The organism is Yersinia kristensenii (assembly GCF_900460525.1).
Lineage (GTDB): Bacteria > Pseudomonadota > Gammaproteobacteria > Enterobacterales > Enterobacteriaceae > Yersinia > Yersinia kristensenii.
Window position 1 is genome coordinate 2,515,812 of sequence record NZ_UHIY01000001.1, and the last position, 15,776, is coordinate 2,531,587.

Below are 15,776 nucleotides of genomic sequence, written 5' to 3' on the forward strand. Positions count from 1 at the left end.
TTCTTTGAGTGAGATATGATGTATATGTCAGGCACAAGTTGTCAGGTAAATCCACCGAAGGGAAAATATAATGAGCACAACTAAAAGACAGGCATTGGTTATCGGGGCCTCTCGGGGCTTGGGTCTGGGGTTGGTTGATGAACTTAACCGACGGGGATGGTCAGTGACGGCGACGACGCGCGGTGTAGCAAAAGACACTGCGGCACACGCGGCCCATTGGTTAACATTGGATATTAACCAACCTGAAAGTATTAAAGCGTTTTTACCACAGGTGCAGGGGCAGGTCTTTGATTTGATCTTTGTTAATGCCGGTATCTCTGGGCCAGAACATCAATCAGCGGTTGATGCCAAACCAGAAGAGATCCTCGAATTGTTTCAAACCAATGCGATTTCACCCATCCGTATTGCCCAGCACTTGCTGGCCCAGCGCAATCCAAAACACAGTGTATTAGCCTTTATGTCTTCGCAGTTGGGGAGTCTTGGGCATAATGCTTCCGGCCATAAGCCTTTGTATTCAGCTAGTAAAGCAGCATTGAATATGATGACGCGCAATTTGGTTGCTGAGGTAGCAGACCCATCGCTGACGGTGTTATCCATTCATCCGGGTTGGGTGAAAACAGATATGGGCGGGGACGCTGCGCCATTGACGATTGCGACCAGTGTGAGGGGGGTTGTCGACCAAATCGAGCGCGCTTCCGGCAAGGGCGGTCACGGCTTTATTGATTATCAAGGGCATACATTGCCGTGGTGATTTATACCCGTCATACTTCAAGCTGCATGTGAGTTGGCTGCTTTCGTTATTCGGCCCATCCGTGGGCCTCTCCTCGTTGAGGCCGCTGCCAGCAGCGTTCAAATCTGCTCCCGGCAGATTTGTCACCCGAATCACTTATCTGAGTAAGCTCATCGGGATTAATGAGCCTCATCCTTGAGGCTCACCCTGCGGGCTAGCATAAATGCTGTTCAAATCGGTTCCCGACCGATTTGTCTCTCGATTGCCGCCTTCCAGCAACTCGAATTATTTAGGGTATGAATAAAGTGGTAAATTCTCCCATCGATATATTGATGGGGGAATGACCTTGGTAATCAATCGCTATCAGTAGCCGATAGCCGCTCCCGCTGGGCGGCGAACATCATTAGCCCCATACAGGTAACCCTCGCGGACTTTCCCTGAGACTGCCGAATCATTACCCGAGTTAGCAGGGCTGACGCCCTCAACCCCCGCTAAACCGACCAAAATGAGTTCAGCAGCACCCCATGGGTTCTGTTCGACCATTTTATATCCCATATTTTTCAATAAATTAAGACTATCTGCGGACACACCACGCTGTTCATAATAGACCTCATCGGGCAACCATTGATGATGAATGCGAGGTGCATCTACGGCCTCTTGCGGCGCCATTCCGTGGTCAATGACGTTCAATGCAGTTTGCAAGGTAATGGTGATAATCCGCGAACCACCCGGTGAGCCTAAGACCATAAATGTCTTACCGTCTTTGGTCACTAATGTCGGGCTCATTGACGATAGTGGGCGCTTACCGGGGGCGATAGCGTTGGTCGCTCCTTGAACCAAACCATACAGATTTTGCTCACCAACTTTGACGGTAAAATCATCCATTTCATCATTCAGGAAAAATCCTGTACCGGGTGCAATCACTACCGCACCAAAGCGGCCATTCACGGTATAGGTGGTGGAAACAGCATTGCCATCATGATCGACGATGGAATAATGTGTTGTTTCAGGTTTTTCATGCGGTTGCATGCCCGGCTGAACTTCTACTGATGGCGTGGCCTTGTTGGCGACGATTTGTTTACGAATATCAGCGGCATAACTTTTACTCAGCAGGCGGTCGGTCGGGTTCTTAACAAACTCAGGGTCACCGAGGAAAGTATTGCGGTCCATATAGGCATGGCGCATCGCTTCTGTCAGCGTATGGATGTAAGCGGCGGAGTTAAAACCCATACTCTTCAGGTCATAGCCCTCAAGGACATTTAAAGTTTCGCACAAGGTCACGCCACCGGAGCTAGGTGGAGGAGAAGAAACGAATTTATAGCCACGGTAGCTACAGGTAATAGGGGCGGTTTCGGTGATTTTATAGTTGGCAAAATCGGCAGCGGTCAAGATACCTCCGCCTTTTTTGGCTGCGGCTTCAACGGCTTGCGGTATTTTCCCCTGATAGAAAGCATCCGGTCCTTTCTGTGAGATAGCCGTCAGAGTCTCAGCCAGGTCAGCTTGAATAAGGTGGTCACCCGGTTGCAGGGCTTCCCCGTCTTTTCGTAAGAAAATACGAGCCGATTCAGGATCTTGACGGAAGCGTTTGACTGTTGTGTCCAAAATGTCAGTATCGGCGCGGGTTAACACAAAGCCTTCCTGTGCCAGTTTGATTGCTGGCGCCATGACTTGCTGGCGAGTTAATTTGCCGTATTTTTTCTGTGCGCTGTCCATTCCCAACACTGTGCCGGGAACGCCCGCGGCCAGATAGCCATACAGACTGGCATCTTTGGTGACTTTACCCTCTTTATCCAAATACATATCGGCGCTGGCGGCGGCGGGGGCGGTTTCACGGAAGTTTATAAATGTATCCGTCCCATCTGCAAGGTGAATGGTCATAAAACCGCCACCGCCGATATTGCCACAGCAAGGGTTTACTACCGCCTGGGCATAACCCACGGCCACCGCAGCATCAATTGCATTCCCGCCCATTTTTAAAATGTCTGTCCCAACCTGTGAAGCCAGATACTGGGATGTCACCACCATGCCATTTTTCGCTTCCACTGCGGGTGTTGAGGCCGCATGCAGTGCTCCACTGACCAGTAAAGTCAATACAGCCAAGGGTTTGTTCCATTTTTGCAGATGCATTCTGACTCCTGTTATTTCCTGCCCGCCGGGGGTTATCCGGTCATTTTTGTCTGGCAGCTTAAAAGCGCTGCTTATGGTGTGTGCAAAACACACGCCAGTAATAATTAATAGCAGAATTAATGTTTATGGCTGCTAATTAATTGGCGACAGGAGGGGAAGAGAGAGTTTTACTGAAACTGATAGGGTGATTTTCATTCAGTTAAAGTTCAGGTGGATGCAAGTAACTAATTGATAATATTGGAGTATTACCCAACATCAGTATATTGATATGCTGTCGTCAGGTTCTATATCAGAATAAAAAAGCCAGTCAGTGTGAACTGACTGGCTTGATACCCCTGAGTCAATCAGGGGCGGCATAAACTGTTATTACAGTTTAGAGGCGTTTTCAGACAGATATTTAGCAACGCCATCTGGAGATGCGCCCATACCTGCTTTACCTTTTTCCCACTGTGCAGGGCAAACTTCGCCGTGTTCTTCGTGGAATTGCAGTGCGTCAACGGTACGGATCATTTCGTCGATGTTACGACCAATTGGTAGATCGTTAACGATTTGGCTGCGAACGATGCCGTTTTTGTCGATCAAGAAAGAACCGCGCAGCGCAACACCCGCTTCTGGGTGCTCAATGCCGTAGGCTTTCTGAATTTCACGTTTGATATCAGCAACCATTGGGTATTTAACTTCACCAATACCGCCTTTATCAACCGGAGTTTTACGCCATGCGTTGTGTACAAACTCGGAGTCGAAAGAAACACCAACAACTTCAACGCCACGTTTCTGGAATTCTTCGTAACGGTGGTCGAAAGCGATCAACTCTGAAGGACAAACGAAAGTAAAGTCCATTGGCCAGAAGAACAGGACGGCAGGGCGGCCGTTCAGGTGCTTTTTCAGGTTGAAGTTTTCAACGATTTCGCCGCTACCAAGAACAGCAGCTGCTGTAAAATCAGGGGCTTGACGAGTTACCAGAACCATAAATTACTCCTGTTAATTAGGGATGGATAAACCATTTGTCTCAAAAGTCTTGGCACAGCATAGGTATTTAAACGCAATCAATAAAGAGATAAATACCAATCGCTGTGATAGCTTTTACCTATTGTTACAACGATTTTAGTTTCTTACTCTTGCTAAGATACCCATTCTGGCAGAAAGCGCAAGTGACTTAGAGCCAATAACCATATAGATAAAGATGTTTTTGTCTAAATTTGTTTATGCTGTGCCTGCTGCATCATCGCAGGATAAAAAGCCCAAAAGAGTTGTTCTAGTGGCTGATAGTGTTGTTCTATGTCGTGAAAAGAACCTGCAAGTGCGGCTAATTTAGGTCGGCGGTTAGCCATACCTTGTAATACATCAGCTATAAAGGGTAGTTCAGCATAGCGTTCCAGCCAACGCTCTGGCCACAGATAGGCATTAAGGTTCTGGAAACGGGCCGGTGTCAGTGATAAATGTGGCAAAATTTGGCACTGCGCATGCTCAATAAAGTCAGGCAGCGAACAGGCAGGCATCAGTTTATCCCAGTTGCGAGCCAGAAAGTGATCCCACAGTACATCCAGAGTAATTGGTGCAACCCGGCGATAATCTGCACTGAAATAGCCTCGGGCCTCTTTAACGAGTGGCGATGTATCTGTCATGACATCAACGCGCCGATGCATCATGATGCCAGCGACTATCTCAGGGGAGTATTCCCCTTGTGGATTACCGCGCACAAAGTCAGCCAACAAATTGCCCAATAAAGAGCTGTCAGCCAGTGTTGCAAGATGGAGGTGAGCAAGAAAATTCATCCGCTGAGTATAATGCAAATAAAGGCTAAATATGCTTATTTCTTGCAGCCAGCCCTTGAGGGCTCTAGACTAGCCGCCTGTTTTTGTGAACCGGCCTCTGATATCTGTTGGCCGGGTCTGTTCTGATATGAAGTGGAAAGCCATGCGTGTTGCCGATTTTTCTTTTGAGCTCCCAGAATCTTTAATTGCCCATTACCCCCAGCCCCAGCGTAGCGGTTGCCGTTTATTGTCACTGGATGGCCCCACGGGAACATTAACGCACGGTATTTTCACTGATTTGCTGGATAAACTGGTGCCCGGTGATCTACTGGTGTTCAATAACACGCGGGTTATTCCTGCGCGTTTATTTGGTCGCAAAGCCAGTGGGGGTAAACTTGAAGTTCTCGTGGAACGTGTTTTGGATGACCACCGTGTTTTGGCTCATGTCAAAGCGTCAAAGGCGCCTAAACCCGGTACTGAGTTACTGTTAGGCGACGATGAGAGCATTCGGGCCACCATGCTGGCACGTCATGACACACTGTTTGAGTTGCGCTTTGACGATGAGCGGGATGTTTTTACTATCTTGAATGCAGTCGGCCATATGCCTTTGCCTCCTTATATTGATCGCCCTGATGAAGATGCTGACCGCGAACTGTACCAAACGGTATACAGCCAGCGCCCCGGGGCAGTCGCAGCGCCAACCGCCGGTTTACATTTTGATGAGCCAATGTTGGCGGCATTGCGGGAAAAAGGCATCGAGATGGCTTTTGTTACTTTGCATGTCGGAGCGGGGACGTTCCAGCCAGTGCGAGTAGAGACCATTGAAGATCACATCATGCATTCTGAATATGCAGAAGTGCCGCAAGAAGTTGTTGATGCGGTTTTGGCCTGTAAGGCTCGTGGTAATCGCGTCGTCGCAGTGGGTACAACATCAGTACGTTCATTGGAAAGTGCCGCCAAGGCCAGCGATAACGGCCTGATAGCCCCTTTCTTTGGTGATACCCGCATCTTTATTTATCCGGGCTATCAATATCAGATTGTGGATGCATTAATAACCAACTTCCATTTACCTGAATCAACATTGATAATGTTGGTTTCTGCTTTCGCTGGTTATAAAAATACGATGAATGCATACCAGCAGGCGGTTGCAGAGCAATATCGCTTTTTCAGTTACGGCGATGCCATGTTTATCAGCCGTAATCCACGGGCACCGCAAGAGCCGGTCACCCCGTAAATTTTAGGTCACATAGACTGTATATCGTCAGATATAGAGCATGTGATCGGGCAATAGCAACATCAGACTGTTTCTCTGATGCTGGAGGTTATGTGAAGTACGAATTACAAAAAACGGATGGGCGTGCCCGTCGTGGTCGTCTGGTATTTGAACGCGGTGTCGTAGAAACCCCGGCATTTATGCCTGTTGGTACCTACGGCACAGTAAAAGGGATGACGCCGGAAGAAGTTGCTGAAACCGGTGCGCAAATTTTGTTGGGAAACACTTTCCATTTGTGGTTGCGTCCGGGTCAGGAAATCATGAAGCTGCACGGCGACTTGCATGATTTTATGCAGTGGCACGGCCCTATCCTGACTGACTCAGGCGGTTTCCAGGTATTCAGTCTGGGGGCGATGCGCAAAATTAAAGAAGAAGGGGTGACATTCCAAAACCCTATCAACGGCGATAAAGTGTTTCTCAGCCCAGAAAAATCGATGGAAATCCAGAATGATCTCGGTTCTGATATCGTGATGATTTTCGACGAATGCACACCCTACCCAGCAGACTGGGATTATGCGAAGCGTTCGATGGAAATGTCATTGCGCTGGGCTGCCCGTAGTCGTCAACGCTTTGATGAACTGAACAATAAAAATGCATTGTTCGGTATTATTCAGGGCGGCGTTTACGAAGATTTACGTGATGTATCGGTAAAAGGGCTGGTAGATATCGGTTTTGATGGTTACGCTGTGGGCGGCTTGGCGGTAGGTGAGCCAAAAGAAGATATGCACCGTATTCTGGAGCATGTTTGCCCACAGATCCCTGAGGATAAACCCCGTTATCTGATGGGCGTGGGGAAACCTGAGGATTTAGTTGAAGGTGTACGTCGCGGCATCGACATGTTTGACTGTGTAATGCCAACACGTAATGCCCGCAACGGTCATTTGTTTGTTACTGACGGAGTTGTAAAAATCCGTAATGCCAAACACAAGAGTGATACAGCAACGCTGGACGAGCATTGTGATTGTTATACTTGTCGCAATTATAGCCGTGCCTATTTGCATCATCTTGACCGTTGCAACGAAATACTGGGTGCACGACTGAATACCATTCATAATCTGCGTTACTACCAACGCTTAATGGCGGGTTTACGTCAGGCTATTGAAGAGGGTAAATTAGAGAACTTCGTTGAAGATTTCTATGGTCGGATAGGGAAACCTGTTCCACCATTATCTTCACAAGTAAGCGTTTGATTTTAAAATTATTACCTTTGTATTTGTCGGTCTAACAGTTACGATTCACCGTTTCTGTTTTATCGCACTGATTTCACACTACTGATATTGATAACAATGAGGGAATTTTAATGAGTCTTTTCATTTCCGATGCTGTCGCATCCGCTGGGGCTCCGGCTCAGAGCAGCCCGTACTCCCTGGTGATTATGCTGGTGGTATTTGGTCTGATTTTCTACTTCATGATCCTGCGTCCACAGCAAAAACGTGCCAAAGAACACAAAAAACTGATGGATTCTATCGGTAAAGGTGATGAAGTTTTAACCACCGGTGGTTTACTGGGTCGTGTTACTAAAGTTGCGGAAACGGGCTACATCGTCATCGCGCTGAACGACACCACTGAAGTGATGATCAAACGTGACTTCGTTGCTGCCGTTTTACCGAAAGGTACAATGAAAGCTCTGTAATTTTCGATTTTCCCGAAGGGAATTGCCGTGTTAAACCGTTATCCTTTGTGGAAGTATCTGATGCTGATCGCTGTGATCTTCATCGGTCTGCTATATGCACTTCCCAACCTTTATGGTGAGGATCCGGCTGTTCAAATCACTGGTGCGCGAGGAATCGCCGCCAGTGAAACAACGCTGGTCCAAGTCCGTGACGTTTTAGAAAAAGACAACATAGCGAGCAAGTCCATTGCGCTGGAAAACGGTGCAATCCTGGCTCGCTTTAGAGATCCCGATGTCCAGTTGCGTGCCCGTGAGGCACTGATGGAAGCAATGGGAGACAAATACGTTATCGCCTTAAACCTGGCTCCGGCAACGCCATCCTGGCTTGCTAAGTTGGGTGCAGAGCCGATGAAGCTTGGTCTTGACCTACGTGGTGGTGTGCACTTCTTGATGGAAGTGGACATGGATACCGCGCTGGGCAAGCTGCAAGAGCAAACGATGGATACCCTGCGCAGTGATTTGCGTGAGAAAAATATCCCGTATGCCACTGTGCGTAAGCTAGATAACTATGGTGTTGAAGTGCGTTTCCGCGATGATAAAACTCGCGATGATGCTATCAGCTACCTTTCTTCTCGCCACCGCGACTTGGTGATTGGCTCCAATGGCAGCAATACATTAAAAGCTGTGATGAGCGATGATCGTCTGCGGGAAGCGCGCGAATATGCCGTTCAACAAAACATTACTATTCTGCGTAACCGGGTTAACCAATTAGGTGTAGCCGAACCGTTGGTTCAGCGCCAAGGGTCAGATCGTATTGTGGTTGAGTTACCGGGTATTCAGGATACAGCACGGGCTAAAGAAATTCTTGGCGCGACCGCGACTCTGGAATTCCGTCTGGTAAACAGCAATGTTGACGCCACTGTTGCAGCCTCCGGTCGTGTACCGGGCGATTCCGAAGTCAAAAATACCCGTGAAGGCCGTCCGGTTGTCTTGTACAAGCGCGTCATCCTGACCGGTGATCATATTACCGATTCAACCTCCAGCACCGACGAATATAACCAGGCTCAGGTTAATATCTCGCTCGATAGTGCGGGGGGGGCTGTTATGTCTAATTTTACCAAAGACAATATCGGCAAGCCGATGGCGACTTTGTTTGTAGAATATAAAGACAGCGGTAAAAAAGATGCGAACGGCCGAGCGATTCTGGTTAAGCAGGAAGAAGTTATCAACATCGCCAACATTCAGTCGCGCTTAGGTAACAGTTTCCGTATTACCGGCATTGATAACCCGGCTGAAGCTCGTCAGCTTTCTCTGCTGCTGCGTGCGGGTGCATTGATTGCACCAATCCAGATTGTAGAAGAGCGCACTATCGGGCCAACTTTGGGTTCTCAGAACATTACCCAAGGTCTGGAAGCCTGCTTGTGGGGCTTGGCGGTCTCTATCCTGTTTATGGTGGTTTACTACCGTAAGTTTGGTGTGATTGCCAGTACTGCACTGTTGGCTAACTTGGTGTTGATTGTGGGCGTGATGTCTCTGTTACCAGGGGCGACATTAACCATGCCGGGTATTGCCGGGATCGTATTGACGCTGGCGGTAGCAGTTGATGCTAACGTGCTGATTAATGAGCGAATAAAAGAAGAGTACAGGAACGGGCGGACGATCCAGCAAGCGATTCATGAAGGGTACAAAGGTGCCTTCTCGAGTATCGTCGATGCGAACGTAACGACACTGATCACGGCGATTATTCTATATGCTGTGGGTACTGGTTCGATTAAAGGCTTTGCCATTACAACGGCAATCGGTGTTATAACGTCAATGTTCACCGCAATAGTCGGTACTCGTGCCATCGTCAACCTGCTTTACGGCGGCAAGCGCATTAACAAGCTGTCTATTTGAGGAGTACGTTGTGGCACAGGATTATACTGTTGAACAACTGAACTATGGTCGTAAAGTCTATGACTTTATGCGCTGGGATAACGTCGCTTTTGGTATCTCGTTGCTGCTGTTGGTAGCATCCATTGCGGTTATCTCCGTTAAAGGGTTTAACTGGGGTCTGGATTTCACCGGTGGTACGGTGATTGAAATTAACCTGGAAAAACCGGCGGATCTGGATCAACTGCGCGACACATTGGAAACGGCGGGTTTTGAATCGCCGATCCTGCAAAACTTTGGTAGCAGCCGTGATGTTATGATTCGTATGCCACCTGCAACCGGCACTGCCGGGCAGGAATTGGGTAACAAAGTCATCTCGATTATCAATGAGTCAGTTGATAAGAATGCATCGGTAAAGCGCATCGAATTCGTCGGGCCGAGTGTGGGCAGTGATTTAGCCCAAGCAGGCGGGATGGCATTGTTGGTCGCGTTGCTGAGTATTCTGGTTTATGTCGGTTTCCGTTTTGAATGGCGTCTGGCGCTGGGGGCGGTTATCGCCTTGGCGCATGACGTGGTCATTACCATGGGGATCTTGTCGTTGTTCCATATTGAGATTGACCTGACCATCGTTGCTTCATTGATGTCGGTTATTGGTTACTCACTTAACGACAGTATCGTGGTATCAGACCGTATTCGTGAGAACTTCCGCAAGATCCGCCGCGGTACGCCTTATGAAATCATGAACGTGTCTCTGACCCAGACCCTAAGCCGTACTATCATGACCTCTGCAACTACGCTGATGGTGGTATTGATGCTGTTTATCTTCGGGGGTGCGATGCTGCAAGGCTTCTCACTGACGATGCTGATCGGTGTTTCCATCGGTACAGTTTCATCCATCTACGTGGCCTCTGCGCTGGCGTTGAAACTGGGTATGAAACGTGAGCATATGTTGCAGCAAAAAGTTGAGAAAGAAGGTGCAGATCAGCCTTCAATCCTGCCGTAATAGCTTGTAATCGATAGAATACAAGATTAAAGCCCTGATACTGGTATAGCCGGTATCAGGGCTTTTTGTTGTGGTTTTAGTGATTTTGCGGTTATTTCCTTACAGTAAAACTCATTATCCATTAATTTATATGATTTCCTTTTAGCACTTCTATTAAAATATATTACTGTTTTAATTATTTGCTGTGTAAATGTATTTTTTATTTTAATTGTCATGTGAAATCAATAAGGATAATAAGTCATTAAGTTGTTTTTTTTATGAGTATTTCCCTTTATTTAATATCTAACCACTCAATTTTAACCGATTGTTTAGGCGGTAACAGACGTGTTTTATATATTAAGGTTTACATTGAAATTTAAGGGGGGGTAATGACCGTTATTTCGAGTGCTACGAGTAATACTCAAGTTGTAATTTCTAATGATGATCAAAAGGATAAGCCTGATAGCAATAACATTACGTTGGAAAAAATAAAACTAGAGATAGTGACTGCTTTTACGGGGATGGAATATGATGCAAAATCAAAAATAAGTAATCTAATAAAAAGAAATACAAATGTAACGACGCTGGAAGATGTAATAATTAGTGTAAATAAATACCTAGAGAAAAGTAAAGATACAGACAGATGTAATCTGTTCATTTCAAACATAGAAAAAGAACAAAATTCGGAACTTAATAAAAATTATAAATTAGAAAAGCATAGTAACGGGTTGTATCAATTCATCGACAGAAAATATGTCGTGGATGATGTATGTTCATCTGAAGTTAATGAGGAAGTTAGATACAAAGAGAGTCAAATACAAAAGCAGAATGATAGAATAATTAATGAGGAAAAGATAAAAAAAGAGTTACAAGAAAAGAAAGAACTAAAAGAAGAAATAGAACGTATCAATAACAATTTGGGAGAGTTAGAACATCGAGATACTATATTCCGTGGTTTAGTCGCAGTTAGTGATGTAGTATTTGAATGTAAAACATTCTCAGGTTCAGATAAAATAAAAAAGAAACACGATTTTTTGAAGAGTAAAAATATAGACTCAAGTTGTTTAATAGAACTTAAAGAACATATTGAACAGTTGGATGGACTGGAGAAACTTTATATCGATAATATGTATTTGAATATGGAAGAACTGCCAAAATTCCATGAGAATTTAGAGTCTGTTAAAAATGAGGGTGTTCGTGATGCAGCGAAAATGATAAACACTCTGATAGAAAGTTTATCCTATAAAGAAAAAACTATCAGGACTCGGGTTGTTAATATTATTGCTTCTTTTCTATTTCCCAACTTATTTAAAAACAGAGAGAGTGAAAAAATGCAATTCGTGGGAAACATAATAAATTTGAAGGAGCTAATAACTGATTTAAGTCATAAACCAGGCTATGAAAACCTGATGAAAGCAAAGTGGTTCTATGGATTAGTGACTCAGATGTTAGTTAAGGGCACACCAGCCCAATACCCTTTCGATCCTCTCGGCGTGTTATCCCCAGACCGTAAAGTTTGGCTAGAACTGCAAAAGGAATGGTTGAAGCCTCTTGAACCTAAATCCGATGAACCAAAGCTTTCGTCATAGTTGATCGACATAAACTGCCGCTTCCGCCCTTTGTTGTCGCGGCAGTTCGCGGTAAACTGTCGCTAAGTTTAAGCTCACCCATCAGGAAGCGCTATGCATTGCCCTTTTTGTGCCGCTGTGGATACCAAAGTCATTGATTCCCGTCTGGTGAGCGATGGTTCGCAAGTGCGCCGTCGCCGCCAGTGTTTAGATTGTAATGAGCGCTTCACCACTTTCGAAGTGGCTGAACTGGTGTTGCCGCGCGTGATTAAAAGTGATGAGGTGCGCGAACCCTTTAATGAAGAGAAATTACGCCGCGGCATGCTGAAAGCATTAGAAAAACGCCCTGTCAGCTCTGATGATGTCGAAACGGCAATCAGTCATATTAAATCTCAGTTGCGCGCCACCGGCGAACGTGAAGTCCCGACCAAAATGGTCGGTAATCTGGTGATGGAAGCCCTAAAGCGCTTGGATAAAGTGGCGTATATCCGTTTTGCTTCGGTGTATCGCAGTTTTGAAGATATTCGCGAATTTGGCGAAGAAATTGCCCGTTTACAGGACTAGCCGCGGTAGCCGTAAAGCCGTTAGCACTATGCTAATTGTCACCGCATAAAACTAAGGAAAGCCATGCAGCCCGATGAGTTTTATATGGCCCGTGCCTTTGAGTTGGCGCGGTTAGGGCGTTTTACCACGTCACCTAACCCGAATGTCGGGTGTGTGGTGGTGCGGGACGGCGAGATTGTTGGTGAAGGTTATCACCTGCGTGCCGGTGAGCCTCATGCCGAGGTGCATGCCCTGCGTATGGCGGGTGAGAAAGCGCGTGGCGCTACCGCCTATGTCACTCTTGAGCCATGCAGCCATCATGGGCGTACGCCACCCTGTGCTGATGCTTTGCTTACTGCCGGTGTAAAACGCGTGGTAGCCGCGATGCAGGACCCTAATCCGCAAGTTGCCGGGCGCGGGTTATATAAATTAAAACAGGCTGGGGTTGAAGTCGACCACGGTTTGATGCTGGCAGAGGCCGAAGCCGTCAATCTCGGTTTCTTGAAGCGTATGCGCACCGGTTTTCCTTATCTGCAACTAAAGATGGCAGCATCCTTGGATGGCCGCACGGCGATGGCTTCCGGCGAGAGCCAGTGGATTACTTCACCACAGGCGCGTCAGGATGTGCAGCGTTTTCGGGCGCAAAGCTCCGCCATCCTCAGTACCAGTGCCACTGTGTTGGCCGATGATCCTTCGCTTACCGTGCGCTGGCAGGAATTAGATGCAGACACCCAAGCACGCTATCCTCAAGATACACTGCGCCAGCCGGTTCGCGTTATCGTCGATAGCCATAACCGCGTGACGCCAGAGCATAAAGTCATACAGCAAGACGGCCCGTGCTGGTTAGCTCGAGTTGAGGCAGATGAGCAGTCATGGCCTAACAATGTCGAGCAATTGTTGCTACCACGTCATGGCAATGGGGTCGATTTAGTCTTATTAATGATGCAATTAGGTAAGCGGCAAATTAATTCTGTTTGGGTTGAAGCTGGGCCACAATTCGCCGGTGCTTTGTTGCAGGCTGGTGTGGTTGATGAGTTAATTCTTTATATCGCGCCCAAATTGTTAGGCAGTGATGCCCGAGGATTATGCCAGTTGGCGGGGTTAACCAGCCTCTCAGATGCTCCAGAGTTTGTATTCAGTGATGTACGCCAGTTGGGGCCAGACTTGCGCCTGCGCTTGAAACCGAAGTATTAATGAATTATCCGGCAGGGATTCACTCTGCTAATCATAGTCTTGCCCGCGTTTTACAAATGCGCAGGGGCGGGGCGTGAAAGAATATGATAGAATCCGCCCCCCTGCGGGGTATGAACCTATATTGAGGAAAGCTATGAACGTTATCGAAGGTGTTGTTGCTACTCCTAATGCCCGCGTGGCGATTGCAATTGCGCGTTTTAACAACTTTATCAACGACAGCCTGCTGGAAGGTGCGATTGATGCCCTGAAGCGCATTGGTCAGGTAACCGACGACAACATCACTGTTGTTTGGGTTCCGGGTGCTTATGAACTGCCGCTGGTTGCTAATGTGTTAGCAAAAACAAATCGTTACGATGCGGTAATTGCGCTAGGTACAGTTATCCGTGGGGGCACTGCGCACTTTGAATATGTTGCTGGTGAAGCGAGTTCTGGTCTGGCAAGTGTGGCCATGAACAGCGATATCCCGGTAGCCTTTGGTGTGCTGACCACAGAAAGTATTGAGCAGGCAATTGAGCGTGCGGGTACTAAAGCGGGTAATAAAGGTGCAGAAGCTGCCCTGACCGCGCTTGAAATGATTAATGTAATCAAAGCTATTAAAGGCTGAATTTAGTTAAGTTAAGGGGAATTCCGTGAAACCTGCTGCTCGTCGCCGCGCTCGTGAGTGCGCTGTTCAAGCGCTCTACTCTTGGCAGTTGTCTAAAAACGACATCGCTGATGTTGAATTACAGTTCCTGTCTGAGCAGGATGTCAAAGATGTAGACATCGCCTATTTTCGCGAATTGCTGTCCGGGGTTGCCGTTAATGCCGCATCTCTGGATGCGCTAATGGCGCCTGTTCTTTCCCGCCAGCTCGAAGAATTAGGTCAGGTTGAAAGAGCGGTTCTGCGTATTGCGCTGTTTGAACTGAGCAAACGTGATGATGTCCCTTATAAAGTGGCAATCAATGAAGCGATCGAATTAGCCAAAACTTTCGGCGCTGCAGATAGCCATAAGTTCGTCAACGGAGTGCTGGATAAGGTGGCTCCGATGGTGCGTAAACGAAAATAATTCGTTGCATTAACGACTTGAATTGGGGCCGGATTCCGGCCTTAATTTATTGATCAGTTAACATTTCTGGAATTGTATTATGGCATGTGGCGAATTTGACCTCATTGCCCGCTACTTTGACCGGTTCAGAAGTAATCGCCGGGATGTAGAACTGGGTATTGGAGACGACTGCGCACTTCTTACAGTGGCAGAGAAACAGCTGTTGGCCATCAGTACAGATACACTGGTGTCGGGTGTTCATTTCCTTCCGGATATCGATCCGGCTGATCTCGGATACAAATCTTTAGCAGTAAACCTTAGCGATTTAGCGGCTATGGGAGCTGATCCTGCTTGGTTATCTCTTGCTCTGACTCTCCCTAATGTCAATGAAGATTGGCTGCAATCATTCAGTGATAGCTTGTTTGATCAACTTAATTATTACGGTATGCAATTGATCGGCGGTGACACCACGCGTGGGCCGCTAAGCCTGACATTGACCATTCAAGGTTTAGTCCCTGAAGGGCGAGCATTGAAACGCGCTGGCGCTCGGATTGGTGACTGGATTTATGTAACCGGTACATTAGGCGACAGTGCCGCTGGTCTGGCAATTTTACAAAATGAGTTGCGGGTTGATGATGAGACAGACAGGGCGACGCTAGTTCATCGCCATTTGCGTCCACAGCCCCGAGTCTTGCAGGGACAGGCTTTGCGCGATCTTGCCAGCTCGGCGATTGATATCTCTGATGGTCTCATTTCTGACCTACAACATATTCTGAAAGCCAGTCATTGCGGCGCACGTATTGAGCTGGATGCTTTGCCGTATTCTGATGCACTAAAAAATCAGGTAGATGCCGAGCAAGCTCTGCGCTGGGCGTTGAGCGGCGGTGAAGACTACGAACTATGCTTTACCGTACCGGAGATAAACCGGGGGGCGCTGAAAGTCGCATTGAGTCACACGGGCGCAAATTACACCTGTATTGGTCAGATTGGGCCACAAACGGAAGGGGTTAAATTCTTCCGTGAGGGTAAGGCGGTTGAGATGAATTTGCGTGGTTTTGATCATTTCTCAGCAGGTAACCCTCATGGTAGGTAATAG

Annotated in this window: 15 protein-coding genes; 12 read left to right on the forward strand and 3 right to left on the reverse strand. The window is 47.2% G+C overall.

What is annotated here, in order from left to right:
* The first annotated feature begins 70 nt into the window (after window positions 1-70).
* Window positions 71-751: an SDR family oxidoreductase gene (locus DX162_RS11425; protein ID WP_004393158.1), complete on the forward strand. Its 681-nt coding sequence runs from the start codon at window positions 71-73 to the stop codon at window positions 749-751.
* A 342-nt stretch (window positions 752-1,093) separates the two neighbouring features.
* Here DX162_RS11425 and ggt read toward each other — a convergent pair whose 3' ends face one another.
* The 3 genes from ggt to DX162_RS11440 all read right to left on the reverse strand — a co-directional run bounded on the left by ggt (window position 1,094) and on the right by DX162_RS11440 (window position 4,632).
* On the reverse strand, window positions 1,094-2,857 hold the full coding sequence (gene ggt, locus DX162_RS11430; protein WP_004393159.1) for a gamma-glutamyltransferase: 1,764 nt from the start codon (window positions 2,855-2,857) through the stop codon (window positions 1,094-1,096).
* A gap of 366 nt (window positions 2,858-3,223) precedes the next feature.
* A complete protein-coding gene (locus DX162_RS11435; RefSeq protein ID WP_004393160.1) occupies window positions 3,224-3,826 on the reverse strand; it encodes a peroxiredoxin C in 603 nt (200 codons plus the stop codon).
* 224 nt (window positions 3,827-4,050) lie between these two features.
* Window positions 4,051-4,632: an acyl carrier protein phosphodiesterase gene (locus DX162_RS11440; protein ID WP_004393161.1), complete on the reverse strand. Its 582-nt coding sequence runs from the start codon at window positions 4,630-4,632 to the stop codon at window positions 4,051-4,053.
* Between the two features lie 142 nt (window positions 4,633-4,774).
* On the opposite strand from DX162_RS11440, the gene queA reads away from it, so the two are divergent.
* From queA to thiL, 11 genes are all read left to right on the forward strand, one after another.
* Complete coding sequence (gene queA, locus DX162_RS11445) at window positions 4,775-5,845, forward strand: tRNA preQ1(34) S-adenosylmethionine ribosyltransferase-isomerase QueA (protein ID WP_004393163.1); 1,071 nt, start codon at window positions 4,775-4,777, stop codon at window positions 5,843-5,845.
* A 92-nt stretch (window positions 5,846-5,937) separates the two neighbouring features.
* Window positions 5,938-7,074, forward strand: a complete 1,137-nt coding sequence (tgt, locus tag DX162_RS11450; RefSeq protein ID WP_049557847.1) for a tRNA guanosine(34) transglycosylase Tgt — start codon at window positions 5,938-5,940, stop codon at window positions 7,072-7,074.
* Between the two features lie 110 nt (window positions 7,075-7,184).
* Entirely contained in the window at window positions 7,185-7,517 is a 333-nt protein-coding gene (yajC, locus tag DX162_RS11455) for a preprotein translocase subunit YajC (RefSeq protein WP_005166605.1), read from the forward strand.
* Between the two features lie 27 nt (window positions 7,518-7,544).
* Complete coding sequence (gene secD, locus DX162_RS11460) at window positions 7,545-9,392, forward strand: protein translocase subunit SecD (protein WP_071777722.1); 1,848 nt, start codon at window positions 7,545-7,547, stop codon at window positions 9,390-9,392.
* Window positions 9,393-9,402: 10 nt separating this feature from the next.
* Window positions 9,403-10,371: a protein translocase subunit SecF gene (gene secF / locus DX162_RS11465; RefSeq protein ID WP_004393171.1), complete on the forward strand. Its 969-nt coding sequence runs from the start codon at window positions 9,403-9,405 to the stop codon at window positions 10,369-10,371.
* A gap of 368 nt (window positions 10,372-10,739) precedes the next feature.
* Entirely contained in the window at window positions 10,740-11,939 is a 1,200-nt protein-coding gene (locus DX162_RS11470) for a hypothetical protein (RefSeq protein WP_004393173.1), read from the forward strand.
* A gap of 93 nt (window positions 11,940-12,032) precedes the next feature.
* Entirely contained in the window at window positions 12,033-12,482 is a 450-nt protein-coding gene (nrdR, locus tag DX162_RS11475) for a transcriptional regulator NrdR (protein ID WP_004393175.1), read from the forward strand.
* A 63-nt stretch (window positions 12,483-12,545) separates the two neighbouring features.
* Entirely contained in the window at window positions 12,546-13,655 is a 1,110-nt protein-coding gene (gene ribD / locus DX162_RS11480; protein WP_004393183.1) for a bifunctional diaminohydroxyphosphoribosylaminopyrimidine deaminase/5-amino-6-(5-phosphoribosylamino)uracil reductase RibD, read from the forward strand.
* A gap of 133 nt (window positions 13,656-13,788) precedes the next feature.
* A complete protein-coding gene (gene ribH, locus DX162_RS11485; RefSeq protein ID WP_004393184.1) occupies window positions 13,789-14,259 on the forward strand; it encodes a 6,7-dimethyl-8-ribityllumazine synthase in 471 nt (156 codons plus the stop codon).
* A 25-nt stretch (window positions 14,260-14,284) separates the two neighbouring features.
* Window positions 14,285-14,701 (forward strand): transcription antitermination factor NusB, encoded by a 417-nt coding sequence (gene nusB / locus DX162_RS11490; RefSeq protein WP_004393185.1) that lies wholly within the window; start codon window positions 14,285-14,287, stop codon window positions 14,699-14,701.
* Between the two features lie 79 nt (window positions 14,702-14,780).
* Window positions 14,781-15,773 carry a thiamine-phosphate kinase gene (thiL, locus tag DX162_RS11495; protein ID WP_032821118.1) on the forward strand — a complete coding sequence of 331 codons (993 nt, stop codon included), beginning with the start codon at window positions 14,781-14,783 and terminating at the stop codon, window positions 15,771-15,773.
* Window positions 15,774-15,776 lie beyond the last annotated feature (3 nt).